26 protein-coding genes are annotated in these 25,703 nt (G+C 69.8%); 11 read left to right on the top strand and 15 right to left on the bottom strand.

Annotated features, from left to right (window positions below; translation table 11 throughout):
- Positions 1–114 precede the first annotated feature (114 nt).
- Positions 115–750, top strand: coding sequence for a hypothetical protein (locus tag G5B31_RS15065; RefSeq protein WP_165019019.1), 636 nt, complete (start codon positions 115–117; stop codon positions 748–750).
- Between the two features lie 6 nt (positions 751–756).
- Here the strand turns inward: G5B31_RS15065 and G5B31_RS15060 are convergent, their stop codons facing one another.
- Positions 757–1,557, bottom strand: coding sequence for a DUF3445 domain-containing protein (locus G5B31_RS15060; protein WP_165019018.1), 801 nt, complete (start codon positions 1,555–1,557; stop codon positions 757–759).
- Positions 1,558–2,052: 495 nt separating this feature from the next.
- On the opposite strand from G5B31_RS15060, the gene G5B31_RS15055 reads away from it, so the two are divergent.
- Both G5B31_RS15055 and dddP read left to right on the top strand, forming a co-directional pair.
- On the top strand, positions 2,053–4,095 hold the full coding sequence (locus tag G5B31_RS15055) for an elongation factor G (protein WP_165019017.1): 2,043 nt from the start codon (positions 2,053–2,055) through the stop codon (positions 4,093–4,095).
- 151 nt (positions 4,096–4,246) lie between these two features.
- Positions 4,247–5,587 carry a dimethylsulfonioproprionate lyase DddP gene (gene dddP / locus G5B31_RS15050; RefSeq protein ID WP_165019016.1) on the top strand — a complete coding sequence of 447 codons (1,341 nt, stop codon included), beginning with the start codon at positions 4,247–4,249 and terminating at the stop codon, positions 5,585–5,587.
- Between the two features lie 411 nt (positions 5,588–5,998).
- On the opposite strand, the gene G5B31_RS15045 is transcribed toward dddP, so the two are convergent.
- Both G5B31_RS15045 and G5B31_RS15040 read right to left on the bottom strand, forming a co-directional pair.
- Positions 5,999–6,868, bottom strand: coding sequence for an endonuclease/exonuclease/phosphatase family protein (locus G5B31_RS15045; protein ID WP_165019015.1), 870 nt, complete (start codon positions 6,866–6,868; stop codon positions 5,999–6,001).
- On the bottom strand, positions 6,865–7,476 hold the full coding sequence (locus G5B31_RS15040; protein ID WP_165019014.1) for a TetR/AcrR family transcriptional regulator: 612 nt from the start codon (positions 7,474–7,476) through the stop codon (positions 6,865–6,867). The genes G5B31_RS15045 and G5B31_RS15040 overlap by 4 nt, the downstream gene beginning before the upstream one ends.
- Before the next feature lie 187 nt (positions 7,477–7,663).
- Between G5B31_RS15040 and purB the strand changes: the two genes are divergently transcribed.
- From purB to G5B31_RS15025, 3 genes are all read left to right on the top strand, one after another.
- Positions 7,664–8,965, top strand: coding sequence for an adenylosuccinate lyase (purB, locus tag G5B31_RS15035; protein WP_165019013.1), 1,302 nt, complete (start codon positions 7,664–7,666; stop codon positions 8,963–8,965).
- Between the two features lie 478 nt (positions 8,966–9,443).
- Positions 9,444–9,605, top strand: coding sequence for a hypothetical protein (locus G5B31_RS15030; RefSeq protein ID WP_165019012.1), 162 nt, complete (start codon positions 9,444–9,446; stop codon positions 9,603–9,605).
- Positions 9,606–9,672: 67 nt separating this feature from the next.
- The gene (locus G5B31_RS15025) at positions 9,673–10,752 is read left to right on the top strand and encodes a FliG C-terminal domain-containing protein (protein WP_240904443.1); all 1,080 of its coding nucleotides are present in this window, start codon (positions 9,673–9,675) and stop codon (positions 10,750–10,752) included.
- Positions 10,753–11,178: 426 nt separating this feature from the next.
- Here G5B31_RS15025 and G5B31_RS15020 read toward each other — a convergent pair whose 3' ends face one another.
- Entirely contained in the window at positions 11,179–12,159 is a 981-nt protein-coding gene (locus tag G5B31_RS15020) for a M23 family metallopeptidase (RefSeq protein WP_205911962.1), read from the bottom strand.
- 129 nt (positions 12,160–12,288) lie between these two features.
- On the opposite strand from G5B31_RS15020, the gene G5B31_RS15015 reads away from it, so the two are divergent.
- Both G5B31_RS15015 and G5B31_RS15010 read left to right on the top strand, forming a co-directional pair.
- A complete protein-coding gene (locus tag G5B31_RS15015; RefSeq protein ID WP_165019010.1) occupies positions 12,289–13,170 on the top strand; it encodes a DMT family transporter in 882 nt (293 codons plus the stop codon).
- Positions 13,170–14,078 (top strand): lysophospholipid acyltransferase family protein, encoded by a 909-nt coding sequence (locus G5B31_RS15010; RefSeq protein ID WP_165019009.1) that lies wholly within the window; start codon positions 13,170–13,172, stop codon positions 14,076–14,078. The genes G5B31_RS15015 and G5B31_RS15010 overlap by 1 nt, the downstream gene beginning before the upstream one ends.
- Before the next feature lie 324 nt (positions 14,079–14,402).
- On the opposite strand, the gene G5B31_RS15005 is transcribed toward G5B31_RS15010, so the two are convergent.
- Complete coding sequence (locus G5B31_RS15005; RefSeq protein WP_165019008.1) at positions 14,403–15,098, bottom strand: thioredoxin family protein; 696 nt, start codon at positions 15,096–15,098, stop codon at positions 14,403–14,405.
- Positions 15,099–15,417: 319 nt separating this feature from the next.
- Between G5B31_RS15005 and acnA the strand changes: the two genes are divergently transcribed.
- The 3 genes from acnA (at position 15,418) to G5B31_RS21405 (ending at position 18,848) form a co-directional block, all read left to right on the top strand.
- Positions 15,418–18,171 carry an aconitate hydratase AcnA gene (acnA, locus tag G5B31_RS15000; protein WP_165019007.1) on the top strand — a complete coding sequence of 918 codons (2,754 nt, stop codon included), beginning with the start codon at positions 15,418–15,420 and terminating at the stop codon, positions 18,169–18,171.
- 136 nt (positions 18,172–18,307) lie between these two features.
- On the top strand, positions 18,308–18,625 hold the full coding sequence (locus tag G5B31_RS14995; protein ID WP_205911961.1) for a TM2 domain-containing protein: 318 nt from the start codon (positions 18,308–18,310) through the stop codon (positions 18,623–18,625).
- Positions 18,626–18,719: 94 nt separating this feature from the next.
- Positions 18,720–18,848, top strand: a complete 129-nt coding sequence (locus G5B31_RS21405) for a hypothetical protein (protein ID WP_276616191.1) — start codon at positions 18,720–18,722, stop codon at positions 18,846–18,848.
- A 149-nt stretch (positions 18,849–18,997) separates the two neighbouring features.
- On the opposite strand, the gene G5B31_RS14990 is transcribed toward G5B31_RS21405, so the two are convergent.
- From G5B31_RS14990 to yajC, 10 genes are all read right to left on the bottom strand, one after another.
- Positions 18,998–19,414 carry a hypothetical protein gene (locus G5B31_RS14990; protein WP_165019006.1) on the bottom strand — a complete coding sequence of 139 codons (417 nt, stop codon included), beginning with the start codon at positions 19,412–19,414 and terminating at the stop codon, positions 18,998–19,000.
- Positions 19,411–19,941, bottom strand: coding sequence for a DsbE family thiol:disulfide interchange protein (locus G5B31_RS14985; protein WP_240904438.1), 531 nt, complete (start codon positions 19,939–19,941; stop codon positions 19,411–19,413). Before G5B31_RS14985 ends, G5B31_RS14990 begins: the two co-directional genes overlap by 4 nt.
- Positions 19,934–20,095 carry a heme exporter protein CcmD gene (gene ccmD / locus G5B31_RS14980; protein WP_165019005.1) on the bottom strand — a complete coding sequence of 54 codons (162 nt, stop codon included), beginning with the start codon at positions 20,093–20,095 and terminating at the stop codon, positions 19,934–19,936. The genes G5B31_RS14985 and ccmD overlap by 8 nt, the downstream gene beginning before the upstream one ends.
- On the bottom strand, positions 20,092–20,820 hold the full coding sequence (locus tag G5B31_RS14975; RefSeq protein ID WP_165019004.1) for a heme ABC transporter permease: 729 nt from the start codon (positions 20,818–20,820) through the stop codon (positions 20,092–20,094). The genes ccmD and G5B31_RS14975 overlap by 4 nt, the downstream gene beginning before the upstream one ends.
- 54 nt (positions 20,821–20,874) lie before the next feature.
- Entirely contained in the window at positions 20,875–21,531 is a 657-nt protein-coding gene (gene ccmB / locus G5B31_RS14970) for a heme exporter protein CcmB (protein ID WP_165019003.1), read from the bottom strand.
- The gene (gene ccmA / locus G5B31_RS14965; RefSeq protein WP_165019002.1) at positions 21,528–22,154 is read right to left on the bottom strand and encodes a heme ABC exporter ATP-binding protein CcmA; all 627 of its coding nucleotides are present in this window, start codon (positions 22,152–22,154) and stop codon (positions 21,528–21,530) included. The genes ccmB and ccmA overlap by 4 nt, the downstream gene beginning before the upstream one ends.
- A 103-nt stretch (positions 22,155–22,257) precedes the next feature.
- Positions 22,258–22,614: an Mth938-like domain-containing protein gene (locus tag G5B31_RS14960; RefSeq protein ID WP_165019001.1), complete on the bottom strand. Its 357-nt coding sequence runs from the start codon at positions 22,612–22,614 to the stop codon at positions 22,258–22,260.
- 3 nt (positions 22,615–22,617) lie between these two features.
- The gene (gene secF / locus G5B31_RS14955) at positions 22,618–23,586 is read right to left on the bottom strand and encodes a protein translocase subunit SecF (protein ID WP_165019000.1); all 969 of its coding nucleotides are present in this window, start codon (positions 23,584–23,586) and stop codon (positions 22,618–22,620) included.
- 13 nt (positions 23,587–23,599) lie between these two features.
- The gene (gene secD, locus G5B31_RS14950) at positions 23,600–25,267 is read right to left on the bottom strand and encodes a protein translocase subunit SecD (RefSeq protein ID WP_165018999.1); all 1,668 of its coding nucleotides are present in this window, start codon (positions 25,265–25,267) and stop codon (positions 23,600–23,602) included.
- 73 nt (positions 25,268–25,340) lie between these two features.
- Positions 25,341–25,673, bottom strand: a complete 333-nt coding sequence (gene yajC, locus G5B31_RS14945; protein ID WP_165018998.1) for a preprotein translocase subunit YajC — start codon at positions 25,671–25,673, stop codon at positions 25,341–25,343.
- Positions 25,674–25,703: the final 30 nt, after the last annotated feature.

Below are 25,703 nucleotides of genomic sequence, written 5' to 3'. Positions count from 1 at the left end.
GGATTGTTTCCCGGACGGCGACGCGATGCCACGCTTCCGCCGCGGTTCCGCCCAGGCGGCGCCCGATTTCCACCGCAGCATGGCCCGGATTGCCCATCCGCCCTGCGAGGCCCCATGCCGAAGACCGCCAAGGACAGCCGCCCCCGCATCTGGGCCGAGGGCAGCCAGAACCCGCCCTTCGACGCCCGCGCTTTCGCCCGGGCCTCGGTGACCTGCGCCCGCGAGGGGCTGTCGGGGCTGCTGGGGCGCTCCTCGGCCGCGGGCTCGGGGGTCGAGGTCGCCACCGGCCGCTGGCGGGTGCCGCCGGACCGGCTGGGCCGCAGCGGCCGCTTCCTACCCTCGGTCGCCCGGACCGCGGCGGCGATCCGCGGCGGGGCCGAGGTGCTGGCCCGCGCCGGGCGGTCGGTCGGGCGGGACCGGGCGCAGGAGCCTGCGCCTCCGACGATCTTCACCGCGGAACCCGCCGCGCCCCGGCCGGCGCGACCCGCGCCCGCGGCGGCGGGGCCGGAGGAGGACTGCGACCTCGCCGCCATCCGCGCGCTGCTGCGGGAGCCTGTCCCCGCGCCGCGCGAAACCCCTGCGCCGGAGGAAGCCTCGCCTGCCTTCACCCGCGGCCGGGACCGGCTCGCGGCGGGGGCAGGCTGGCTGCTCGGCCATGCGCTGCTGGTGCTGGCGCTACCGGTCGGCGCCGCGCTGGCTGGGATCGCCCACCTGAACGGCGAGGACCTGCGCCGGCGGACCGGGGGCTGAGCCGCCTCAGCCCTGCGCCGCCTTCAGCGCCGCAAGTTCCCCGGCCGTCAGGGTATCGGCGGGGACGACATAGGTGTGGATGGCGAAGACCACCGCCCGGCTCTGCGGCAGGCGCAGCAGGCACTGGCGCTCGCAGCGGATGAAGAAATGCCCCTGCGGGCGGGGGCGGTGCTGGCCCTCCAGCCGCGGCTGGTGCAGCGCCGGGTCGTCGTAGGTCAGGAAGTTCATCCGCCACAGCGCCGCGCCCGGGCGGATCGCGTCGAACAGGCGCTGGACCCGGCGGGCCATGCCGTCATCGTAGCTGTCGACCGGCCGGTGGATCGAGACCAGCGCCCGGCCGATCTTCTGCCGCAGGGTCCAGCTGGCCGGAAAGCAGAGGATGCCGCCGGTGAGCCGGTGCTCCTCCCCCGCCTGTTCCATCAGGCAGAGGTCCTCCTGCACCAGCCGGCCGAGGGTGAGCAGCGGGGCGCCCGGGTCCAGCGCCACCTCCACCCCGTCGGGCCGCAGGGCGGAGGCCGCGCCGATGCGGAACCCCTCCATCCGGGTAAGACGGTCGAGCACGGTAGCGTAAAGCTCCTCCGCCGCCGCCCGGCCCTCGGGCAGCAGCGCGTGGACCACCTCCGGCACGGCACCGATCAGCCGCTCGCGCTCCGCCATCTGGGCGGCGTAGGCGTCGTCCACCCGCAGCCAGTCCTCGCCCTCCACCGGCAGGATGCCGGGCATCCGGGCGGTGCGCGGGTCCATCCAGGGCAGGAAGGGCAGGCGCGCCTGCAGGATCGGGGCGGGCTGGGGGAGGAGGTCTTTCATGGCGGCAGGCTAGGGCGGATCGCGAGGGGCTGCAACGGGGGCTCGGGCGGGGTGCCCCCCTGTAAAGGCGGCGACCGTAGGGCGGGGTTCACCCCGCCACCCGGCTTCCCCGGGCGGGAGAAGGCGAGGCACTGCCTCGCCCCCGCCCGTGCGGATGGGTTCAACCGGAGACCTGTCGGCACGAGACTACAGAGGCCAGCGCCCGACCCGGCGGGCGAGAAGCGCCCGCCGGGGGCGGGGCGGGCGCTGGCCGGGACAAGGTGAAGCGTCGGAATGTGGCGAAGGCGATGGCCTTCGCCAAGGAAGCCAGGGGGAGCCCGCGACCCGATGCCGCCGCGGTGACGATTCCGCGCGACAGGGCGCTTCCCCCGCGTCTAAGCTGGCCGCATGGGGCGCGGTCATGGCGCCCCCGAACCGGCGGCCGGGCGAGGACGGGCCGCCTTGAGCCCGCGCCCCGCCCCGACGGCCGTCCCAAGGCCCGAAGGGAGGCTAGACATGAGCCCGAAGACCGCGAATCCCGAGGCAAGACGGGGCACCCGATGCGCCGCGCTGGTTGGCGCGCATGGCAGCGGCAAGACCACGCTTTTCGAGGCGCTTTTGCACACCGCCGGCGCAACCGACCGACGCGGCACCGCCAAGGACCGCAACACCGTGGGCGACGCCGCCCCCGAGGCGCGGGCGCGCGGCATCTCGACCGAGCTTTCGGTCGCCTCCTGCCGCTTCATGGACGAGGACTGGGCGCTGATCGACTGCCCCGGCTCGGTGGAGCTTCTGTCCGACACCCGCGCGGCGCTGATGGTGGCCGACTTGGCCGTGGTGGTCTGCGACCCCTTCCCCGAGCGCGTCCTCGCCGTCTCGCCGATCCTGAAATTCCTCGACGACCGCCGCATCCCGCATCTGGTCTTCGTCAACCGCATGGACGCGCCCGAGGCGCATGTGCGGGCAACCTTCCACGCCTTGCAGGGCTTTTCCGACCGGCCGCTGGCCCTGCGCGAGATCCCGATCCGCGATGGCGCCCGCCATGTCACCGGCATGATCGACCTGGTGTCGGAACGGGCCTGGCAGTGGAACCCGCAAAAGCCCTCGGACCTGATCCCGCTGCCCGAGGCGGCCAAGGGCGACGAGGGCGCCGCCCGCGCGGCGATGATCGAGGCGCTGGCGGATTTCGACGATGCCATTCTCGAACAGGTCCTCTCCGACATGGTGCCAGCGCCGGCCGAGATCTACGCCTCGCTGACCCGCGACCTGGAACAGGACCTGGTGGTGCCGGTGTTCTTCGGCGCCGCCGAGCAGGAGAACGGCGTGCGCCGGCTGTGGAAGGCGCTGCGCCACGACTGCCCCTTCCCGGCCGCTACCGCCGCCCGGCTGGGACTGCCGGCGTCAGAGCCGCTGGCGCAGGTGATCAAGACCTTCCAGTCCGGCCAGGCCGGGCGCGCCGCCCTCGCCCGCATCTGGCGCGGCGAGGTCAGGGACGGCATGACCCTCGGCCCGGATCGGGTGGGCTCGGTCTCCTCCTCCCTGGGGCGCAAGTTCACCGCCAAGGGTGCGGCGGGCGAGGGCGAGGTCGTCGTCCTCGGCCGGATGGCGGCGGTGAAGGCGGGTGACCTGATCGGCGAGGGGCTGCACAACCGGGCGGACTGGCCCGACCCCCCTGCCCCGGTCGCCGCGCTGGCGATAAGGGCCGAGCATCCGGCGGACGAGGCCAAGCTGTCGGCCGCGCTGGCCCGGCTCTGCGACGAGGACCCGGCGCTGCGGGTCGAGGTGCGGCCCGAGACCGCCGAGACGCTGCTGACCGGACAGGGCGACATCCATCTGGCGGTGGCGCTGTCGCAGCTGAAGTCCGAGGCCGGGCTGGCGGTGAAGACCGCCCGGCCCGCCGTTTCCTACCGCGAAACGATCAGCAAGCCCGCGACCATCCACACGCGGCACAAGAAACAATCCGGCGGCCATGGCGAATTCGCCGACATCGTGCTGGAGATCGCCCCCCGCGCCCGCGGCGAGGGCTTCGGCTTCTCCGACCGGATCACCGGCGGGGTGGTGCCGAAGCAATACATCCCGGCGGTGCAGAAGGGGGTGGAAACCGCGCTTTCCCGCGGGCCCCTGGGCTTTCCGGTGGTGGACATGGCCGTGGTGCTGACCGACGGCAGCTATCATACGGTGGACAGCTCCGACTTCGCCTTCCAGAAGGCCGGCGCCAAGGCGATGGCCGAGGCGCTGCCCGGCTGCAACCCGGTGTTGCTGGAGCCGGTGATGGAGGTGATCCTCTCGGTGCCGTCAGAGTTCACGCCGAAGGCGCAGCGCATCGTCACCTCGCGCCGCGGGCAGCTTCTGGGCTTCGACGCGAAAGAGGGCTGGAAGGGCTGGGACGAGGTCTCGGCGCTGATGCCGGCGGCAGAGATGGAGGGGCTGATCACCGAGCTGCGCAGCCAGACGCTGGGGGTGGGTTTCTACACCGCCGGCTTCCACCATCTGGAGCAGCTCTCGGGCCGCGAGGCCGAACAGGCGGTGGCGGCACGGGCGGCGGCTTTGAAGGGATAGCTCATCGGTTCCCTTCGGTCCCTCTTCGCGGGGTGCGCCCTTGCGAAGAGGGACTGCAAGGACCGATGAGCCGCCTGCGACATCGCCTGTCGCCTGCGGGCAACCCCTTGCGGTGCTTTGCGGCCAGCCTGACCGCAAAAGGAGCAAGTCGATGAGCCAGCCCTATTCGCAGACCCGCCGCAAGATCGACCCCGGCCGCGCCGACCGCCTTGCCGACGGCACCCCCAACGACAACGACCGGGTGGAGATCGGCCCGACCCAGCTTGCCTTCCGCGAATGGGAGGCGGCGGGGCTGGTGGCGCCGAACCTGGAGAAAATGCGGGAGTTCCGCTGGCGGCGGCTCACGCAGGCGCTGGTGGATCGCGACGTCGGCGGCCTTCTTCTCTTCGACCCGCTGAACATCCGCTACGCCACCGACACCACCAACATGCAGCTGTGGAACAGCCACAACCCGTTCCGCGCCGTGCTGCTCTGCGCCGACGGCCATATGGTGATCTGGGAATACAAGGAGGCGCCCTTCCTGGTGACCTTCAACCCGCTGGTGAAGGAAATCCGCTCCGGCGCCTCGTTCTTCTACATGGTCTCGGGCGACCGGACTGCCGCCGACGCCACCTCCTTCGCCGGCCAGGTCGAGGAGGTGATGCGGGCGCACGCCGGCAGCAACCGCAGGCTGGCGGTGGACAAGATCATGGTCGCCGGCCTGCGGGCGCTGGAACGGATCGGCTTCGAGGTGCTGGAGGGCGAGGAGATCACCGAACGCACCCGCGCCATCAAGGGGCCGGACGAGATCCTGGCGATGCGCTGCGCCCATCACGCCTGCGAGGCGGCCATCGCCGAGATGGAGGCCTTCACCCGCGAGAACGTGCCGAAGGGCGGCGTCAGCGAGGACGACATCTGGGCCGAACTGCACAAGGGCAACATCCGCCGCGGCGGCGAATGGATCGAGACCCGGCTCCTGGCCTCCGGCCCGCGCACCAATCCCTGGTTCCAGGAATGCGGGCCGCGGATCGTGCAGCCGGAGGAGATCGTCGCCTTCGACACCGACCTGATCGGCTCCTACGGCATCTGCATCGACATCTCGCGCAGCTGGTGGGTGGGCGAGACCCGGCCCTCGAACGCGATGATTTCCGCCATGAACCACGGGATCGACCACATCCGCGACCATCAGGCCCGGCTGAAGCCGGGGGTGACGATCAGGGAGTTGTGCTTCGGCGGGCACCAGCTGGAAGACCAGTATTGGAAGCAGAAATATTCCTGCAAGATGCACGGAGTCGGGCTCTGCGACGAATGGCCCTTCGTGCCCTATGCCGACGCCTGGGTGGAGGGCGCCTTCGAGGTGGCGCTGGAGCCGGGCATGGTGCTCTGCACCGAGGCGCTGGTCTCTCCCGAAGGGGGCGATTTCTCGATCAAGCTGGAGGACCAGGTGCTGATCACCGAGACCGGCTGCGAGAACCTGACCAAGTATCCCTTCGACCCGCGGCTGGTGGGGTAAACGGCGGAGGGGCGAATCCGGCGGGGTGAACCCCGCCCTACGGGGTTTCTCCGGGGTTCGTAGGGCGGGGTTCACCCCGCCGCCCGGTTTCCTGGGAGGAATGGTTCCGGTTGGCCGCCGCCGCCCGGTTTCGCCGGGCCGGGCCGGGCCAGGCGAGGCATTGCCTCGCCCCCGCCCGTGCGTGGCAGTAGCTCCCGGAAACTCTGGCAACTCAAGCCCCCAGGATGCCTGCGCCCGACCCGGCGGGCGAGAAGCGCCCGGGTCTTGGGGGTCCGGCCGGTACAAGGGGAAGCGCTGCGTCATGGCGAAGGCGATTGGCCTTGCCAGACAGACGGAAGATACGGACGACGGCCCCCTCCGCACACCGGACTTCGCGCGAATTCCGGTGCGATTGTCCCGCGCGGACATCGCCTAGAGCCCGACCTCCGCCAGCAACCCGAGATGATCCGATCCCAGCCCCCCGCGCACCTCCACGGTCCCGCCGCCGGGGGCGAGCACATGGTCGATCGGCAGCATCAGCCATGGGGCGAAGCCGGTGTAGCTGCCATGCACCGCCCCCGCCGGCTGCACCCTTGCCGCCTGCGCCATCGCCGCCACCGTCGCCGACCAGCGCACCATGTTGAAATCGCCCGCCATCACCACCGGCCCCTGCAACCCCTCCAGCACCGGCAGCAGCCGGCGGACCTGCGCGGCCTGCCCCTGCGGCCAGGGCCAGTGCAGGTGCACCGAGACCAGCCAGAGCCGGCCCTGCGGCCCCTCCACCTGCAGCGCCGCCAGCCCGTCGGCACAAAGCCCCGTCCCGGCGACCGGCGTCAGCCGGGTGGCGATGGCGGTGCCGCCGACGCGGGCGAAGGGACAGTGCAGTTGATGCGGCAGTTCCGGCTCCAACGCCGCCAGCAGGGCGAGGTTCGCCTCCGACACTTCCTGCAGCGTCACCGCATCCGGGGCGGCGGCGCGGATGTCCTGCGCCAGCCCGGCAAGATCGTCGTTCCGGTAGAGCAGGTTCTTCTGGTAGAGCCGCAGGCCGTCAACAATCGCCGCATCCCCGCTGCCATAGGCCCACAGCACCGGCACCCCGGCGACCAGCGCCAGCAGCATCCCCAGCCGCCCGCCCTGCCGCGCCCCCGCCAGCAGCGCGAGCGCCGACAGGATCGCCAGAGCGCCCGCCGCCTGCAGCCGGAACACCGCCAGCGAATCGCCCAAGGGATGGACGGCGCCGAGATAGCCGCCGAGCACCGCCAGGGCCGCCAGTCCGGCCAGAAGGGTCAGCGCCGTCCTCATTCCGCGGCCGCCTCCTCGCCGAGGATCGCCCGGGCCACCGCCAGCAGCGGCCCGCGCATCTCGATGCCGCAGGTGATGCGCAGCGCCTCAAGGCCAAGGAGGGCGGCATAGAAGCGCACCGCCCCTTCGGCGGCGCGGGCGCTGTCCAGCCCCGCCGCGCCGAGGAAGGCGCAGAGATCGGCCAGCCTTTGCGCATCCACCCGCTCCAGCGTGGCGCGGGCCAGCGGATCGGTGCGGCCCCAGTCGCGCAGGGCGGGCTCCAGCGCGGCACCGCCGGTTTCGGCCTCGGGCTGGGTGGAGACCAGTTCCGCCAGCCGCAGCACCTGCGCCCGCGGCGGGCCGCCGGAGCGGCGGAGGGCGCCGGTAATCTCCGACGTCGCCAGCCGCTCGAAGGCTTCGAGCATCGCATCATGAAGCCCGCGCAGATCCTTGAAGTGCCAGTAGAAACTGCCCTTGGTGGCGCCGAGTTCGCGCGCCAGCGCCTCCACCCGCACCGCCTCCGGCCCGCCGGCCACCAGGGCGCGGAACCCGGCCATGATCCAGTCCGAGGGCGCCAGCTTCGGCCTGGCCCGGGCGGCAACGGGGGAAATCGGCGAGAGCGCGTTCATCGCCCGTCCCCATAGCCGCGCCCGCGCCCCGCCGCAACCGCCTCGCCTTGCCCTGCCATCCGCGCCTCCTGCCGCTTCGGCCTGCACCCTAGCCCGCAAGGGGTTAACCAAACCCCAACGCCAACCCGCTTGCGCCCGCCCGGCCCCCGCCGTAAGGGGGCCGCATCCCGAACGCCCGGAGGCCCCGATGATCCCGCGCTATTCCCGCCCCGAGATGGTGAAGAACTGGTCGCCCGAGACCCGCTTCCGCATCTGGTTCGAGATCGAGGCCCATGCGTGCGACGCCCAGGCGATGCTCGGCGTGATCCCGAAGGAGAATGCCGCGGCGGTCTGGCGGGCGAAGGACGTGGAGTTCGACGTCGCCCGCATCGACGAGATCGAGGCGGTGACCAAGCACGACGTGATCGCCTTCCTGACCCATCTGGCCGAGATCATCGGCAACGACGAGGCGCGCTTCGTCCATCAGGGCATGACCTCCTCGGACGTGCTGGACACCACGCTGAACATCCAGCTGGTGCGGGCGGCGGACCTGTTGCTGGCGGGGATGGACCGGGTGCTGGCCGCCCTGAAGGCGCGGGCTTTCGAGCACAAGGATACGGTGCGGATCGGCCGCAGCCACGGCATCCATGCCGAACCGACGACGATGGGCCTGACCTTCGCCCGCTTCTATGCCGAGATGAAGCGCGGCCGGGAACGTCTCGAAAACGCAAGGAAAGAAGTCGCCACCGGCGCGATCTCCGGCGCGGTCGGCACCTTCGCCAACATCGACCCGGCGGTGGAAGAACATGTCTGCAAGATGCTGGGGCTGGCGCCGGAGCCGATTTCCACCCAGGTGATCCCGCGCGACCGCCACGCGATGTTCTTCGCCACCCTGGGCGTGATCGCGTCCAGCATCGAGAACATCGCCATCGAGATCCGCCACATGCAGCGGACCGAGGTGCTGGAGGCGGAGGAGTTTTTCTCGCCCGGCCAGAAGGGCAGCTCGGCCATGCCGCACAAAAGGAACCCGGTGCTGACCGAAAACCTCACCGGCCTCGCCCGCCTCGTCCGCATGGCGGTGGTGCCGGCGCTGGAGAACGTGGCGCTCTGGCACGAGCGCGACATCTCGCATTCCTCGGTGGAGCGGATGATCGGCCCGGACGCCACCATCACGCTGGACTTCGCGCTGCACCGGCTGGCCGGGGTGGTGGAGAAGCTGGTGATCTACCCCGAGAACATGCTGAAGAACCTGAACAAGTTCAAGGGGCTGGTGATGAGCCAGCGGGTGCTGCTGGCGCTGACCCAGGCGGGGGTGTCGCGCGAAGATGCCTATCGGCTGGTGCAGCGGAACGCGATGAAGGTCTGGGAGAAGGGGGCGGATTTCAGGACCGAGCTGCTGGCCGACCCCGAGGTCACCGCCGCCCTGACCCCCGCCGAGATCGAGGAGAAGTTCGACCTCGGCTACCACACCAAGCACGTCGACACGATCTTCGCGCGGGTGTTCGGCTAGGGCGAGCGACCTCCACGGTTGAGCCGACGCCTTGGCAGGCGCCCGAATGTTGCACCGCTCCGGCCGGGCGGGAGAAGGCGAGGCACTGCCTCGTCCCCGCCCGTGCGCAGCGCATCACCCGGAGACGGTGGCAGCCCTAACCCCGAGAGGCCGGCGCCCGACCCGGCGGGCGAGAAGCGCCCGCCGGGGGCGGGGCGGGCGCTGGCCGGGTGCTTGAGGCACCCGGCCGGTCTTGGTCGAACCATTGCACGGTGGCGAAGGCGATGGCCTTCGCCAGACAGAACGCGCGAGAAAGCCGAATGTGACCCGGCAGGCATCGGATCTCCCCGTCAGCCTCCATGGGGATTTCCGCCGCCCTGCCCGGTCGCGCGGAAAACACACCCGGGACGCGGGGATTTCGTGCTATCCTTTCCCTGCGCCCGTATGGACCATGCCTCCGTATGGCCCCTGCGGGCCCGAGCCAAGGAAAGGATGCAGCATGACGATACGCCTCAGCTTCGCAGCGCTCGCCCTGGCGCTGATCCCCACATTCGGCCTGGCGGATTGCCCGGGCCACAGCTCCACCTCCGCCTCTTCCTGCATTGAGGGGCATGTCTGGGATTCGGTGAAAGGGGCCTGCGTGCTGCAGCCCTCCAGCTGATCCCGGCAAGGGCTTGTTAAGCCCCGCCTGCGAAGCTGCCGCAGAGGCAGATTCGGAGGCGCGGATGATGGAGGAAGGCCAGGCGCTGGCGCGCATCACGCCCGCCCGGCGGATGATGACGCTGGCCGGCGAGGCGCCCCTGCCCCGCGTCCTCTCGGCGCGGCAGAAGGCGGCGGTGATCGTGCGTTATCTGATCGCCGAGGGCGCGAAGATCCCGCTGGCGCAGCTGCCCGACCACATGCAGCAGGCGCTGGCCGAGCAGATGGGCGCGATGCGGCTGGTCGACCGGCAGACGCTGGATGCGGTGGTGGCCGAATTCCTGGCCGAACTGGATTCGGTCGGCCTCGCCTTCCCCGGCGGGATCGAGGGGGTGCTTTCGGTGATGGACGGCCATATCTCGCAATCCGCCGCCAGCCGGCTGCGCCGCAAGGCCGGGGTGAGTGCCGGCACCGACCCTTGGGAGCGGCTGACCGCCCTGCCGGTGCCCCAGCTTCTGGCGGTGATCGAGGAAGAAGCGGTCGAGGTCGCCGCCGTGGTGATGTCCAAGCTGCCGGTGGCCAAGGCCGCCGACATGCTGGGCCGCCTGCCGGGCGAGAGGGCGCGCCGCATTGCCTTCGCCGTTTCGCTGACCGGCAACATCGACCCGGAAACCGTGCGCCGGATCGGCCTTGCCATCCTCGCCCAGATCGACAGCCAGCCGCCGAGGGCCTTCGACACCGGCCCGGTGGAGCGGGTGGGGGCGATCCTCAACGTCTCCCCCGCGCTGACGCGCGAGGAGGTGCTGCAGGGGCTGGAGGCCGAGGATGCCGGCTTCGCCGAGAAGGTGCGCCGTGCGATCTTCACCTGGGTCCACATCCCTGCCCGCATCCCGCCGCGCGACGTGCCGAAGATCATCCGCATGGTCGATCAGGTGCGGCTGGTCGCCGCCATGGCCTTCGCCGCCGGCAAGCCCGGGATGGAGGAGACGACCGAGTTCATCCTCTCCAACATCTCGCAGCGCATGGCGCAGGGCCTGCGCGAGGAGGTGGCGGCCCGCGGCAAGGTCAAGGAGAAGGAGGGAGAGGAGGCGATGAACCTGATCATCGGCGCGATCCGCGAGCTGGAGGCCTCGGGCGAGGTGGTGATGGTGGTCGAGGAGGAGGAGTGAGGGGGTGGTCCGATTGGAATACGCGCTGCGGCGACATGCGGCAGCGGCGGAGGAACCGGAGTGCAAGGGCGACTGGCAAAGGTGACCGAGGAGGAGTGAGGGCGTCCCGCCCCGATGACCGGCCGGAGTGCCGCCTGCGGTGTCGCGGAACAGCGGAGAAGGGACAGAGTTCGCCTTCATGGGCCGGTCAACTTCCAGTCCGCATGACGCCCCTTTGGTCCGAGGCGGCGGCGCGGGTCGGTATCCTCGCCTTCGCATAGGTCGACACGCTTGGCCTGAGGCGGCAACTCGGAGTGAAGCCGTCGCAGCCGGGCGGACCGCGGTGGCGCGGGTCGGAATCCTCCTTGCCGAACCGCTTCCCTTGGGCTGAGGCGGAGAGGGACCGCCGCCCACCGGACGCCCCCATCCTGAGGCGGCGCGCAACCGTCAATCGGCGGAGCGGATGGTTTCCCCTTTCCGCGGCTCTCCCCGCTCGACCGGCACGCCGTTCGCCAGATAGCCGGTGAATTGCGCCGGCAGGCCCTCGCCGGTGCCGAGCCGGGGGCTGGTCTGCAGATGGAAATGCAGGTGCGGCTCTGAGGTGTTGCCGCTGTTGCGGCAGCTTCCGATCTCCTGCCCCGCGGCAACGCGGTCGTCCACGGCGACGCGCAGGCTGTTCCGCCGCAGATGGGCCAGGAAGCCGTATTCGCCGTTGCCGAAGTCGATCACCACATGGTTTCCCGCCGGGTTTGCCGGGTCGGCGCTGCCGATGGGCTGGTCCGGCAGCCCGTCGACGGCCGCCACCACCACGCCCTCCGCCGGGGCGAGGATCGGGCGCCCCCAGCAATGATAGCTGTCCAGCGCCGAGGGGTCGCCGGCATGGCTCTGCCCGTCGCGCAGGACCAGCAGGTCGAGGGCGAAGCGCTGCCCGGCATCGGCGGCGTGATAATTGTCCTCGATCTCGCGCCCGCCCCAGTAGACGAACCACTCGCCCTCGACCGGCAGGCGCAGCCTGGCCCGGGTCCGGTAGTCCAGATGCGGACTGGGCGCGGCAACCGGCTGCGGCCGGATGAAGAAGCCGGCGATCCGCTCCTCCCCGTCCAGCGCGATGACAAGCTCCAGCGGCGCGGCGGAGCCGGACCAGCGCGACCGCCGGGTGAAGACGTCATGGCCCGCCTGCCGCTCCACGCTTTCGGACAGCACCGCCTCTTCCGTGCCGAAGCCGTCCAGGTCTTCGCGCAGCGCCGCCAGGGCATCGACCGAGCCGAAGGCCGCGCGCATCTCCGCGGTCGAGGCGGTCCAGATCTCCTCCACATTGCCGCGCAGGAAGGTTTCGGCCAGGTGCTGCCCGGTCGAAAGCGGCTCCGCCTGCGCGGAGAGGGCGGCGGCCTGAATCAGGCCGAGGATCCAGGCTATCCAGCGTTTCATCGCCATTCCCTTCCGGCGGGGCGCCGCGGGCGGGCCCCCAAAGCCTGCCGCAAGGGTCGCACCCTCGCCCCTGCCGGTCAACCTGCCCCCCTTGCCCCCGCCCCTTCCCGCCCCTAGGGTCGCGCGGCCATGACAGCCCTGCCCCCTTCCAGCCCGACCCGCGGCATCCTGCTGATGATCCTGGCGATCCTGCTGTTCACCGCGATGGACGCCACCGCCAAGGGGCTGATCGCGCGCTATCCGGCGCCGCTGGTGGTCTGGACGCGCTTTGCCGGGCAGTTGCTGCTGGTCCTCCTGATCCTCGGGCCCAGGCTGGGGCCGATGCTGCGGACGCGGTTTCCGCTGCTGCATTTCTGGCGCTCGGCCTTCCAGTTCGGGGCGACCACCTTCTTCTTCCTGTCGCTGCCGCATATCGGCTTGGCCGAGGCCACCGCGATCACCGACATCAACCCGGTGCTGATCACTCTCGGCGCGGCGCTGTTCCTGGGCGAAAGGCTGGGGCCACGCCGCATCGCCGGGGTCGCCGTCGCTCTGGTCGGCGCGCTGATCGTGATCCGGCCGGGCGCCGGCGTCTTCAGCTGGTGGGCGGTGCTGCCGCTTCTCTGCGCGCTCTCCTATGCCGGCAGCGCGCTCTTGACCCGCCGGATCGGCGCGCAGGAGCCGGTCTGGGGCTCGATGATCTATGCCGCGCTGTTCGGCACGATCCTGGCCGGCGCCGCCCTGCCCTTCGTCTGGCAACCGATCGCCGCCGCCGATCTGTGGAAATTCGCCCTGATCGGCTGCCTCGGCACCGGGGCGCAGCTCTGCATCATCCGCAGCTTCTCGATCACCGAGGCCGGGATCGTCGCCCCCTTCGCCTATCTGGGCATCGTCTTCGCCGCCTTCTGGGGGATCGTGCTCTTCGGCCAGTGGCCCGACGGCTGGACGGTGGCCGGCGCGCTTGTGATCGTGGGGGCGGGGCTTTATGTCTGGCACCGCGAAACCCTTTCGGCCCGCGCCGCGGCATCCTGATGGCTGACGAGACACCGCCCTTCGACCTCCGCCACTGGCTTCAGGACCGCTTCCTGCGCGGCCTGATCGGCGGGCTGATGCTGCTGCCCTACCGCTGGCGGGTGCCGCTTTGCGGTTGGGCGGTCTCCCATGTGGTCGCGCCGGTGGCGGGCTACCGCAGGCGCATCCGCGACAACCTCGCCCATGTGCTGCCCGACCTGCCGAAGGCGGAGGTCGAGCGGATCGTGCGCAACGTGGCCGACAACGTCGGCCGCACCGTGATCGAGATCTATTCCGGCGCCGAGTTCGTCGCCCATGCCGTCAGCCATCCGCTGACCGGCAAGGGCGTGACGGCGCTGGAGGCCGCCCATGCGGCGGGCCGGCCGGTGATCCTGGTGACCGGGCATTTCGGCAATTACGACGCCAGCCGGGCGGCGCTGATCGCCAGGGGCTACCGGGTCGGCGCGCTTTACATGCCGATGGCGAACCCGTTCTTCAACGCCCATTACGAGCGCGCCATCGGCTCGATCGGCCGGCCGCTGTTCCCGCGCGGCAAGAAGGGGCTGGCCGAGATGGTGCGCCACCTGCGCAGCGGCGGGATGCTGGGGATGGTGATCGACCAGAACATGGGCCACGGCGCGCCGCTGCGCTTCTTCGGCAAGACCGCGCTGACCGCGCTGTCGGCGGCGGAGCTGGCGCTGAAATACGACGCCTTGCTGGTCCCGATCTACGGCATCCGCGGGCCGGACGGGCTGTCCTTCACCATCCTGGTGGAGGAGCCGATCCCTCCGGGCCCGCCGGAGGCGATGACCCAGGCCCTGAACGACAGCCTGGAGGCGCTGGTGCGGCAGCACCTGGACCAGTGGTTCTGGATCCACCGCCGCTGGAAGGGCGGGCAGCGGCTGGAGGCCCTGCCGAAGGACGATTAGGGCGGCTGGGGCGGCGGGGTGAAACCCCGCCCTACGGGATGACCCGACATCGTAGGGCGGGGTTTCACCCCGCCGCCCCCCCGCCGTCCGCGGGCGGGAACAGGCGAGGCACTGCCTCGCCCCGCCCGTGCGCGACGGTTCACCCGGAGACGATGGCAGCGCATAACCCCGGGAGGCCAGCGCCCGACCCGGCGGGCGAGAAGCGCCCGCCGAGGGCGGGGCGGGCGCTGGCCGGGACTTGTGGTCCCGGCCGGGACAAGGGGAAGCGTTGCACTGTGGCGAAGGCGATGGCCTTCGCCAAGGAAGCCGGGGAATGGTCGCGGCCTATTCCGCCCTTGCCGCCGCCAGGATCGAGGCCGGGCCTTCCTCCTGCACGATCACCACCGCCGGCTCGGCGCCCTGCACCGGGGCCGAGAGTTCCAGCGGCGCATTGCCCGGCCAGTCGCCCAGATTGTCCCAGCTGGTGACGATGTTGCGGTAGGTGATGACCTTGCCGGCATTCTCGCCGCGCTGGATCTCCACCGTCTCCTCGGGCCGGTAGCGCACCAGCTGCACCCGCACCGGCGCGGTCAGCGGCGGGTCGGCGTCGGCGCGGATCACCAGCAGATCGCCGCGGCGCTCCACCGTCAGCGTCACCCGGGCCGGCTGCGCCAGATGGTCGCCGAGATGCACCGCCAGCTCCTCGGGGGCATAGCCCTCGACCCGGTCCTCGCCGTCGACGATCATCTGCGGCGTGTAGATCATCCGCGAGCCGATGGCGCGGGCATAGGCCTTCTGCCGCTCGGTAAACTTCGGATCGGCGAAGCTGTCCTCCCAGCCGATGTAGTCCCAGTAGTCGACATGCAGCGACAGCGGGATCACCCGCGGGTCCTTGACCAGCGCCTCCAGGAATTCGTCCGCCGGCGGGCAGGAGGAACAGCCCTGCGAGGTGAAAAGTTCCACCACCACCACGGGTTCGGCCAGAACGGGCGGGACGAGTGCCGCCCAGAGGCCGCAAGCGGCGCCGACCAATTGTCGCATCCTGTCGTTCCGGTCCTGGTGATCCCCTGCCCCGGGGTTATAGGCAAGCCGCCGGGCAGGTGCCAATCAAGGAATTGCGATTGTCCGTCACATATGGCGTTTCGGCTCCATCCTGTCCTCGTCGGCGCCTCCGGCTTCTCCTCGGGACGAGGGTCCGCGACGACAAGCCGAAGGCGCCGGAGGAGCCGTGCGAAGGCTCTGGCGCTTCGGCATACAATTGCATACAATCACGCCCGAGCCCAATGATTCCCTTGCGTCGCAGCCCCCTTGCGGGCATGTGGGGCGCAAGGCACGCCAGCCAGTGAAGGAGGCCCGCAGCATGACCGTCACCGTCGGACACGACAGCCAGAACACCCGCAAGACCCTTACCGCCGGCGGCCAGACCGTTTCCTACTATTCGATCCCGGCGGCCGAGGCCGCGGGCCTGGGCGAGTTCTCGCGCCTGCCCGCCAGCCTGAAGGTGGTGCTGGAGAACATGCTGCGCTTCGAGGACGGCAAGACGGTTTCCGTCGACGACATCCGCGCCTTCTCGGACTGGGGCAAGATGGGCGGCAAGAACCCGATCGAGATCGCCTACCGCCCGGCCCGGGTGCTGATGCAGGACTTCACCGGCGTGCCGGCGGTGGTCGACCTGGCGGCGATGCGCGACGGGATCAAGGGCCTCGGCGGCGATGCGCAGAAGATCAACCCGCTGAACCCGGTCGATCTGGTCATCGACCATTCGGTGATGATCGACGAATTCGGCACCCCCCGCGCCTTCCAGATGAACGTGGACCGCGAATACGAGCGGAACATGGAGCGCTATGTCTTCCTGAAATGGGGCCAGAACGCCTTCAACAACTTCCGCGTGGTGCCGCCCGGCACCGGCATCTGCCACCAGGTCAACCTGGAATATCTGGCCCAGACGATCTGGACCGACACCGACCAGAACGGCAACCTCGTCGCCTACCCCGACACGCTGGTCGGCACCGACAGCCATACCACCATGGTCAACGGCCTTGCCGTGCTCGGCTGGGGCGTCGGCGGGATCGAGGCCGAGGCGGCGATGCTGGGCCAGCCGGTCTCGATGCTGATCCCGGAAGTCGTCGGCTTCAAGCTGACCGGGCGGATGGTCGAGGGCACCACCGCCACCGACCTGGTGCTGAAGGTCGTCGCCATGCTGCGCAAGCACGGCGTGGTCAACAAGTTCGTCGAATTCTACGGCGAGGGGCTGGACAACCTGCCCTTGGCCGACCGCGCCACCATCGCCAACATGGCCCCGGAATACGGCGCGACCTGCGGCTTCTTCCCCATCGACGACGAGACCCTGCGCTACCTGCGCAACACCGGCCGCGAGGAATCCCGCATCGCCCTGGTCGAGGCCTATGCCAAGGAGAACGGCTTCTGGCGCGGGCCGGACTACGACCCGATCTACACCTCCACCCTGCATCTCGACATGTCCGAGATCGTCCCCGCCATCTCGGGGCCGAAGCGGCCGCAGGATTACCTGCCGCTGTCCGACGCCGCCCGCAGCTTCTACAAGGTCGTCGCCGATTACCGCGGCATCGACGTGACCCAGCCGGCGCTGGAGATGGCCGCGGAGGGCCCGGCCCCGGTGGCCCCGCCGGTCGATCCGCGCAAGACCGTGCCGGTGGAGGGCAAGGACTACAGCATCCGCGACGGCTCGGTGGTGATCGCGGCGATCACCTCCTGCACCAACACCTCGAACCCCTATGTGATGATCGGCGCCGGTCTGGTGGCGCGCAAGGCCCGCGCGCTCGGCCTGACCCGCAAGCCCTGGGTCAAGACCTCGCTGGCGCCGGGGTCGCAGGTGGTGGGCGAATACCTGCAGGCCGCCGGGTTGCAGGAGGACCTCGACGCCATCGGCTTCAACCTGGTCGGCTACGGCTGCACCACCTGCATCGGCAACTCGGGGCCCTTGGGCGACCCGGCGATCTCGAAGGCGATCAACGACAACGACCTGGTGGCGACCGCGGTGCTGTCGGGCAACCGCAACTTCGAGGGCCGGATTTCACCCGACGTGCGGGCCAACTTCCTCGCCTCGCCGCCCCTGGTGGTGGCCTATGCCATCGCCGGCGACCTGAACGTCAACCTGACCAAGGACCCGATCGGGATTTCCAGGGACGGCAAGGAGGTGTTCCTCAAGGACATCTGGCCGACCAACAAGGAGATCGCCGATCTGGTCCATGCCACGGTGACGCGCGAGGCCTTCCAGGCCAAGTATGCCGACGTGTTCAAGGGCGACGAGAAGTGGCAGGCGGTGGAGGTCTCGGACAGCGAGACCTACGACTGGCCGCCGACCTCGACCTATATCCAGAACCCGCCCTATTTCCGCGGCATGGCCAGGGAGCCGGGGGTGATCAGCAACATCACCGGCGCGCGGGTGCTGGCGCTTCTGGGCGACATGATCACCACCGACCACATCTCGCCCGCAGGCTCCTTCAAGCCCACCACCCCGGCCGGGAAATACCTGGTCGAACGGCAGGTGCCGGTCTCGGAGTTCAACTCCTATGGCGCCCGCCGCGGGAACCATGAAGTGATGATGCGCGGCACCTTCGCCAACATCCGCATCAGGAACGAGATGCTGGACGGGGTGGAGGGCGGCTACACCAAGGGGCCGGACGGGCAGCAGTGCTCGATCTTCGACGCCTCGATGGACTATCAGGCGCAGGGCACGCCGCTGGTGATCTTCGGCGGCATCGAATACGGTGCCGGGTCGTCGCGGGACTGGGCGGCCAAGGGCACCGCGCTTCTGGGGGTGAAGGCGGTGATCGCCGAGAGCTTCGAGCGCATCCACCGCTCCAACCTCGTCGGCATGGGGGTGATCCCCTTCGAGTTCCTGCCGGGCGAGAACCGCAAGACCCTCGGCCTGACCGGCGACGAGGTGGTCAGCATCGAGGGGCTGGCGGGCGGGCTGAAGCCGCTGAGCCTTGTGCCCTGCCACATCGCCTATGCCGACGGCACCACCAGGACGATCCAGATCAAGTGCCGGATCGATACCGCCATCGAGATCGAATATGTCGAGAACGGCGGCGTGCTGCATTACGTGCTGCGCAACCTCGCGGCGTCGTAAGCGCAACACGAAGGGGGGCCGAGCCGGCCCTCCTTGCCGGCAGGCGAAAATGTCGCAGCCTCGCCCCCCCTCCCCTCGGGGTTGAAACTGTTCATGGACCTGTTACCGTCCCGTGAACATCGGAACGAGGGATGCGATGACACTGAACACCCAGCAGCACATGCTGATCGAGGCGCGCTTGGCCAATGAGCGCAAATCCACTGGGGTGGCCTATCTGCTCTGGTTTTTCCTAGGCGGATTAGGCGCGCATCGATTCTATCTGGGGCGACCCGGAACCGCGGTCATCCAGATCCTACTGCTCCTGACGGGTATCTTCCTACTGGTGCCGCTGGTCTTCTGGGGCATCTGGCTGCTGGTCGATCTCTTCCTCATTCCGGGAATGATAAGCGGCGACCTCGCGGCCCGGCGGGCGCAATTGGCCGGCGAATACAGCGCATTGCGGATCGCGGACTGAAACGGAGCGGTGGGCAGCGCCATTTGTTCTTGTTAAGTTCCCGTTCAGGAAAGCCTGCCATGCTGGCCCCGGACCAACCGGAAAGGCCGCTGCCATGGACCCCCGCCTGCCCCCTCTCCTGCCGCAAAGCCGGATCGACGCCGCGCCCCGCCCCCTGCCCTCGCTGCCCTGGGGAGAGCTGATGCTCGCCACGCTGGCGATTGCGGTGCTGGCGGGGATGTAGGGCGGGGTTCACCCCGCCAATCCGCTGCGGAAGGAGCGCATGGCCCCGGCCGGACAAGCAGAGCGGGAGGCAGGGCAGCGGAATTCGCGCGAATTCCGCGACGGAGCCTTCGAAGGCTCCGGCCCGATTTCTGCGAAGAAATCGGCGGCTCAGGGCAAACCCGCGCCGCAATCCGCCGCCCGGTCGTCCGTCACCGCCCAGAGGGTGAAGCGCGCGCCGCTCGCCGCCTCGCAGGTCAGGATCGGATAGTTGCTGTGGTCGGTGAAATACTGGCACCAGAGATCGGGAGGACCGCCCCCGGCCACCAGGATGTTCGGCACTTCGTCATAGCTGCTCGGCCGCAGTTCCAGCGGCCAGCTCAACTCGCCCGGCCCGTCGCAGCGGGTGACCAGCAGCCCCCAGCCCTGCACCGTCGGCTGGATGCGCAGAAGGTCGTCCAGCAGCCCGGGCGGATCGGTGCCGTCGCGGCCGACCCGCTCATAGATCCCGGTGAAGAAGGATGGATCGGGCCGCCCCTCAGCCCCTGCCGCCCCGGCGCAGAGCGTCAGGACCAGCGCCGCCCTCACTTCAGCGCCTCTTCCAGCGCCGGCTTGAAGCGGGTCTCGTAGTCCGTGCCCACCAGCGGGCCGACGAACTTGAACAGCACCGTGCCGTCGCCGCCGATGATGAAGGTCTCCGGCGGGTTGGTCACACCCCATTCCACCCGGTTGCGGCCCTGCGGATCGGTGGCGAGCGCGAAGAACGGATTGCCCTCGCGCGAAAGATAGGCCAGCGCGTCCTTCTCGGCGTCCATCATGTCGATGCCGGCAACGCGGATGCCACGCCCGGCCATCTCGGTCAGCACCGGATGCTCGGCCCGGCAGGGCGGGCACCAGCTGGCCCAGAAATTGACCACCGTCACCTCGCCCGTGCGCAGGTCGGCGTCGGTCAGCTGCGCCACTCCGGGCAGGCCGGTCGGCGGCACCGCCGGCGCCGGCTTGCCGATGAAGGTCGAGGGCAGGTCCTGCGGGTTGCGCCCGTCCATGCCCAGCCAGAACATCGCCGCCAGCCCGGCGAAGATCACCGGCGGCACCGCCATTGCCCATCTAGCCATCGGCCTTCTCCATCCGCGCCTCGGCCTCGGCCAGCAGCCGCTTGGCCCGCGCCCGCTGCACCAGCGTCAGCACCAGAAGGCCCGCCAGCAGCAGCGCCGTCACCCCGTAGGACCCCAGCACCGCGAAGGCGTATTTCCCCAGATCGGGCATCATGCCAGCCTCTCCCGCGCCATCAGCGCCTGCGCCCGCCGCGTGCGGATCTCGGTCCGCGCCCGCACCAGCACCAGCGCCAGGAACAGAAGCTCGAACCCGGCGATGCAGATCACCAGCGGGATCCAGTAGACGTCCGAGACGTTCTCCTGCGCGTCCATCGACAGGCTGGCACCCTGGTGCAAGCCCTGGTTCCAGAACAGCACCGCATAGCGGGAAAGCAGCGCGAAGACCGAGCCGACGATGCAGAGCACGCCGGTCAGGTCGGCGGCGGTGTCGGGGTTCTCCACCGCCTCCCACAGCGCGATATAGCCGAGGTAAAAGAGCGCGAAGATCAGGAAATTGGTCAGCCGCGGGTCCCAGGCCCACCAGGTGCCCCACATCGGCTGGCCCCAGAAGGCCCCGGTCACCAGCGCGATCAGGGTGAAGGTCAGCCCCACCGGCGCCGCCGCCTTGGCGACCAGCGCCGAGACATGGTGGCGGCGGACGATCCAGACCAGCGAGGCGATCAGCATCACCGCCCAGGCGTTGATCGCCGCCGAGGCCGCGGGGACATGGATGTAGATGATCTTGACGGTGGAGCCCTGCTTGTAGTCGTCGGGCGTCAGGAAGAACCCCCAGACCAGCCCGGCCGCCAGCGTCAGCGCCGCCAGCCCCGCCACCCAGGGCAGGACCCGGCCCGACAGGGCCATGAACTTCTTCGGATTGGCATATTCCCAGATCGACATGGTGCTTGGTTAAATCCCCGGGCGCGTCGGCTCAAGTCACTATCACGTATCGCTCTAGCGCAGGTTGACGCGGATTGCCGCAGCCGAGGCGAAGGGCAAGAGCGCCGCCGCCCCGGCGGTGATCGCCGCCAAAAGCGCCAGCGGCGTGGCGATCTCCATCCCCGCCGCGCCGCGCTTCACCACCTCGGCGCCGAAGATCAGCGTCGGCACGTAGAGCGGCAGCACCAGCAGGCTGAGCAGGAGCCCGCCGCGCTTGACCCCCACGGTCAGCGCCGCGCCGAAGGCGCCGATCACCGACAGCGCCGGGGTGCCGATCAGCAGCGAGACCACCAGCCAGCCGTAGCCGCTGGCGGGCAGGTAGAGCAGGACGCCCAGGACCGGCGCGGCCAGCGTCAGCGGCAGGCCGGTCACCAGCCAGTGCGCCAGGGCCTTCACCGCCACCGCCCCCTCCATCGGCAGGGGCGAGGTCGCCAGCAGGTCCAGCGAGCCGTCCTCGAAATCCAGAGCGAAGATGCGGTCGAGCGAGAGGAGGCAGGAGAGCAGCGCCCCGACCCAGAGGATGCCGGGGGCGATCTTGCCCAAGGTTCCTCCCTCCGGCCCGACGCCGAGCGGCACCAGCACCGCCACCAGCAGGAAGAAGGCGAGGCCGAGGCCGAAGCCGCCGCCGGCGCGGACCGCCAGCCGCAGGTCGCGGATCAGAAGCGCGGTCACAGGAAGGCCTCCTGGAAGCCGGCATCCTGCCGCGCGGCGCGCGAGGTGGCGCGGAAGGGCGTCAGGTCCAGCACCTCGGCCTCGTCGAGGCCGAGGTCGATATGGGTGGCCAGCAGCGCCGATCCCCCCGCCGCCAGATGCGCCCGCACCACCGCGGCGAACAGCGCCACCGAGGCGGCGTCGAGGCTGACGGTGGGCTCGTCCAGCACCCAGATCGGCCGGCCGGAGACCAGCAGACGCGCCAGCCCCAGCCGCCGCTTCTGCCCGGCCGAGAGGCTGGCCGCCCAACGGTTGCGCAACTCGCGCAGGTTCATCCCCGCCAGCGCATCCTCCACCAGCCCGGTGCCGTAGACGGCGGCCCAGAAGGCCAGGTTCTCCGCCACCGTCAGCGTGGCCTTCAGCCCGTCGGCATGGCTGGCATAGGCCAGGCTTTCCGCGGGGATCGAGACCTCGCCCGCCACCGCCGGCTGCAACCCGGCCAGCGTCCGCAGGAGCGTGGTCTTGCCCACGCCGTTCGGCCCGCGCAGCACCAGCGCCCGGCCGGGCGGCAGGGTGAACGAAAGGCCCTCCAGCACGACGATGCCGCCGCGCTGCACCGCCAGATCGGAGACGCGCATTTCCATGGGCCAGCCCTAGCGCAAGAGCCGGCGGCGCAAAAGCGCCCAACTGCCGCAGGCCGATTTTTCGTCGAAAAATCGTGGTTTCGGGTTTTCGGCGAAAACCCGTTCAGCCCACCGGCAGCAGCGCCGCAGCGATGCGGCGGCCTTCGCTCAACAGCACATTGTAGGTGCGGCAGGCGGCGGGGGAGGTCATCACCTCCACCCCGATCCCGGCCGCCTCCAGCGCCTCGCGGAAGGCGGCGGGCGGATGGGCGATCTCGGCCCCCATGCCGAGCAGAAGCACATCGATCCGCCCCTGCAGCGACAGCGGCGCCTCCAGATCCTCCAGCCCGCCCCAGGGGCCGGCGTCCCAGGGCGTGATCAGCGCCGCCCCGCGCAGCACATGGCCGCCGATGCGGAAGAAGCCCGGCCCGTAGCCCTGCACGGGTTGGGCCGAGCCGTAGCTGATCTCGGTCAGGCGCAAGACTCAGGCCTCGACATCGGCGAATTCGCTGGCGCTCTTCTTCGGCTTGTCGCCGCGGTCGACGCCGAGAAACAACACAATGTTCTTCGCCATGTAGAGGGTGGAATAGGTGCCCAGCAACACGCCGAGGATCATCGCGAAGACGAAGCCGCGGATCACGTCGCCGCCCCAGACGATCAGCACGATCAGCGAGATCAGCGTGGTCGAGGCGGTCATCACCGTGCGGCTCAGCGTCTCGTTCGCGGTCAGGTTCATCATCTCGCGCAGCGGCATGGTCTTGTATTTCGCCAGGTTCTCGCGCAGCCGGTCGAAGATCACCACGGTGTCGTTGACCGAATAGCCGAGGATGGTCAGCAGCGCCGCCACGATGGACAGATCGAACTTCAGCCCGAACAGCGACCAGATCCCCAGGGTGACGATCACGTCGTGCAGCATCGCCGCGACGGTGCCGACCGCCATCTGCCATTCGAACCGCATCCAGATGTAGATCAGGATGCCGACCGAGCCGGCGGTGACGGCGATGATCGCCCACCAGATCAGCTCGCCCGAGACCTTGGGGCCGACCGATTCGACCGCGGCGAAGACGATGGCCGGGTCCACCGCCTGCAAGGCCGCCTCGACCTCGGTGATCACCTCGGGGGTGACCGCCTCCTCGCCCTCGCGGGCGCCGATGCGGACCTGCGCGACATGCTGGTCGTCGCGGAAACCGGGGTCGTTGACCTCGGTGATGGTCACGTCGCCCAGGTCCAGCGGCTGCAGGGCGTCGCGGTAGGCGCCGACATCCACCGGGGTGGTGGATTCGGTGCGGATGGTGGTGCCGCCCAGGAAGTCGACGCCGAAGTTCAGCCCCTTCACCGCGACGATGCCGATCGAAAGCACGATCAGCACGATCGACAGGCCGAAGGTCAGCCACTGGACGCGGAAGAAGTCGATGTTGGTCTCGGCGGGGACCAGTTTCAGACGGAATGCCATTGCCGTTCCTCCCTCAGACCACGATGGCCTTCGGCCGTTTCCAGTTCAGGTAAAGCTCGATCACCAGCCGGGTGACATAGACCGCGGTGAACATCGAGGTGATGATCCCCAGCGTGAAGGTCACCGCGAAGCCGCGCACCGGGCCGGAGCCGACCCAATACATGATGATCCCGGTCAGCAGCCCGGTGATGTTGGCGTCCATGATCGCCGAGAAGGCACGGTCGAACCCCGCCTCGCAGGCCTTGGCCGGACTGAGCCCGGCGCGCAATTCCTCGCGTATCCGCTCGAAGATCAGCACGTTGGCATCCACCGCCATCCCCATGGTCAGCACGATCCCGGCGATGCCGGGCAGCGTCAGCGTGGCGCCGATGGTGGACAGCACCGCGATCATGATCACCACGTTCAGGATCAGCGCGATATTGGCGAACCAGCCGAACATGCCGTAGCTGAGCACCATGTAGGCGATGACGGCGATGGCGCCGATGATGGCGGCCTTCTTGCCGGCCTCGATGGAATCGGCGCCGAGTTCCGGGCCGATGGTGCGTTCCTCCAGGAATTCCATCTTCGCGGGCAGCGCGCCGGCGCGCAGCAGCACGGCCAGCTGCGTGGCTTCCTCGATGGTGAAGCTGCCGGTGATGATGCCGGATCCGCCGGGGATCGGCTGGTTGATCCGCGGGGCCGAGATCACGGTGTCGTCCAGCACGATGGCGAAAAGCTTGCCGACGTTGTTCGTCGTGTAGTCGCCGAACTTACGGGCGCCCACGCCGTCGAAGCGGAAGCTGACCGCGGGGTTGGAGTTCTGGTCGAAGGCGGGCTGCGCGTCGCGCAGTTCCTCGCCGGTGACCACCGGGCTTTCCTCGATGATGTAGTAGATGCCCTTCTCGTCCAGCGAGGGCAAGAGCAGGTTGCGCGCGCCCGGGCTGGCGCCGGCATTGTCGGTGCGGCCGACCACCGGGTGGAAGGTCAGCTTCGCCGTGGTGCCGATCAGCGATTTCAGCTCGGCGGCCGAGCCGATGCCCGGCACCTGGATCAGGATGCGGTCCGAACCCTGGCGCTGGATCGTCGGCTCGCGGGTGCCGGCCTGGTCGACCCGGTTGCGGATGATCTCCAGGCTCTGCTGCATGGTGCGGTCGTCGGTGGCGCGCTTCTCGGCCTCGGACAGCTGCACCACGATGTCGGCGCCGTCCGAGGTGACCTCGATGTCGGTATGGCCCACCCCGGTCAGCGAGGTGACCGGCGTCGCCAGCGCCTGCACCGCGGCCAGCGCGGCGGGCATCGCCTCGGGGTTGGAGATCGTCACCCGCAGCACGCCGTCGGGCGAGGGCGCGCGGCGCACGGCGCCGACCTGGTCGCGGATGCCGCGCAGCGCGTCGCGCACCTCGGGCCAGAGCCCGTCCATCCGGCTCTTGTAGACATCGGCCAGTTCCACCCGCGCCAGCAGATGCGCCCCGCCGCGCAGATCGAGGCCGAGGTTCATCAGCGCCGACGGCAGGAACGAGGGCCAGCCGGCCCGCGCCGCCTCCTGCTCGGGCGTCGCCACGCCTTCGGCCTTCTCGATCTCGGTCACGGCGTCGTTATGCGCCTCGACCCTGGGATAGAAGCCGTTCGGCATCGCCGCCAGCAGCCCCCAGAGGCAGAAGATCAGGATCAGGGCACGTTTCCACAGCGCCGTAGGGGTCATCGCGGGGCCTCGGTCTTTTCTTTCGCGGGGTTTCCCGGGACCCGGCCCCGGGGGTGGCGGCTGGCCTCCGGTCTCAGCCGGCCGCGGGTTCGGTCTTGTTCAGCACCGTGGTGATGGTGTGGCGCAGGACCTTGACCTTGACGCCCTCGGCGATCTCGACCTCGACCATGCCGTCTTCCTGCACCTTCGAGACCTTGCCGACGATGCCGCCCTGGGTCACCACCTGGTCGCCGCGGCGCAGGGCCTCGATCATCGCCTTGTGGGTCTTGGCCTGCTTCTGCTGCGGCCGGATGATCAGCAGATACATGATCCCGAAGACCAGGACCATCGGGATCAGCATCGAGCCGAGGACGCCGGTGGCACCGGCGTCGCCTGCGGATTGCGCGAAGGCGGGGGTTGCGAACATGGGCATCCTTTCCTGATGGACAGAGGCGCC

Source organism: Rhodobacter sp. SGA-6-6 (genome assembly GCF_011043545.1).
Classification (GTDB): domain Bacteria; phylum Pseudomonadota; class Alphaproteobacteria; order Rhodobacterales; family Rhodobacteraceae; genus Pseudogemmobacter.
Note: the sequence above shows the minus strand (reverse complement) of the source record. Positions and strands in the feature narration are given on the sequence as shown.

What these genes read in the sequence shown, in the direction of transcription:
- G5B31_RS15065 (WP_165019019.1), top strand. Translation starts at nt 115, where the DNA reads ATGCCGAAGACCGCCAAGGACAGCCGCCCCCGCATCTGGGCCGAGGGC.
- G5B31_RS15060 (WP_165019018.1), bottom strand. Translation starts at nt 1,557, where the DNA reads ATGAAAGACCTCCTCCCCCAGCCCGCCCCGATCCTGCAGGCGCGCCTG.
- G5B31_RS15055 (WP_165019017.1), top strand. Translation starts at nt 2,053, where the DNA reads ATGAGCCCGAAGACCGCGAATCCCGAGGCAAGACGGGGCACCCGATGC.
- dddP (WP_165019016.1), top strand. Translation starts at nt 4,247, where the DNA reads ATGAGCCAGCCCTATTCGCAGACCCGCCGCAAGATCGACCCCGGCCGC.
- G5B31_RS15045 (WP_165019015.1), bottom strand. Translation starts at nt 6,868, where the DNA reads ATGAGGACGGCGCTGACCCTTCTGGCCGGACTGGCGGCCCTGGCGGTG.
- G5B31_RS15040 (WP_165019014.1), bottom strand. Translation starts at nt 7,476, where the DNA reads ATGAACGCGCTCTCGCCGATTTCCCCCGTTGCCGCCCGGGCCAGGCCG.
- purB (WP_165019013.1), top strand. Translation starts at nt 7,664, where the DNA reads ATGATCCCGCGCTATTCCCGCCCCGAGATGGTGAAGAACTGGTCGCCC.
- G5B31_RS15030 (WP_165019012.1), top strand. Translation starts at nt 9,444, where the DNA reads ATGACGATACGCCTCAGCTTCGCAGCGCTCGCCCTGGCGCTGATCCCC.
- G5B31_RS15025 (WP_240904443.1), top strand. Translation starts at nt 9,673, where the DNA reads ATGGAGGAAGGCCAGGCGCTGGCGCGCATCACGCCCGCCCGGCGGATG.
- G5B31_RS15020 (WP_205911962.1), bottom strand. Translation starts at nt 12,159, where the DNA reads ATGAAACGCTGGATAGCCTGGATCCTCGGCCTGATTCAGGCCGCCGCC.
- G5B31_RS15015 (WP_165019010.1), top strand. Translation starts at nt 12,289, where the DNA reads ATGACAGCCCTGCCCCCTTCCAGCCCGACCCGCGGCATCCTGCTGATG.
- G5B31_RS15010 (WP_165019009.1), top strand. Translation starts at nt 13,170, where the DNA reads ATGGCTGACGAGACACCGCCCTTCGACCTCCGCCACTGGCTTCAGGAC.
- G5B31_RS15005 (WP_165019008.1), bottom strand. Translation starts at nt 15,098, where the DNA reads ATGCGACAATTGGTCGGCGCCGCTTGCGGCCTCTGGGCGGCACTCGTC.
- acnA (WP_165019007.1), top strand. Translation starts at nt 15,418, where the DNA reads ATGACCGTCACCGTCGGACACGACAGCCAGAACACCCGCAAGACCCTT.
- G5B31_RS14995 (WP_205911961.1), top strand. Translation starts at nt 18,308, where the DNA reads ATGACACTGAACACCCAGCAGCACATGCTGATCGAGGCGCGCTTGGCC.
- G5B31_RS21405 (WP_276616191.1), top strand. Translation starts at nt 18,720, where the DNA reads ATGGACCCCCGCCTGCCCCCTCTCCTGCCGCAAAGCCGGATCGACGCC.
- G5B31_RS14985 (WP_240904438.1), bottom strand. Translation starts at nt 19,941, where the DNA reads ATGGCTAGATGGGCAATGGCGGTGCCGCCGGTGATCTTCGCCGGGCTG.
- ccmD (WP_165019005.1), bottom strand. Translation starts at nt 20,095, where the DNA reads ATGATGCCCGATCTGGGGAAATACGCCTTCGCGGTGCTGGGGTCCTAC.
- G5B31_RS14975 (WP_165019004.1), bottom strand. Translation starts at nt 20,820, where the DNA reads ATGTCGATCTGGGAATATGCCAATCCGAAGAAGTTCATGGCCCTGTCG.
- ccmA (WP_165019002.1), bottom strand. Translation starts at nt 22,154, where the DNA reads ATGGAAATGCGCGTCTCCGATCTGGCGGTGCAGCGCGGCGGCATCGTC.
- secF (WP_165019000.1), bottom strand. Translation starts at nt 23,586, where the DNA reads ATGGCATTCCGTCTGAAACTGGTCCCCGCCGAGACCAACATCGACTTC.
- secD (WP_165018999.1), bottom strand. Translation starts at nt 25,267, where the DNA reads ATGACCCCTACGGCGCTGTGGAAACGTGCCCTGATCCTGATCTTCTGC.
- yajC (WP_165018998.1), bottom strand. Translation starts at nt 25,673, where the DNA reads ATGTTCGCAACCCCCGCCTTCGCGCAATCCGCAGGCGACGCCGGTGCC.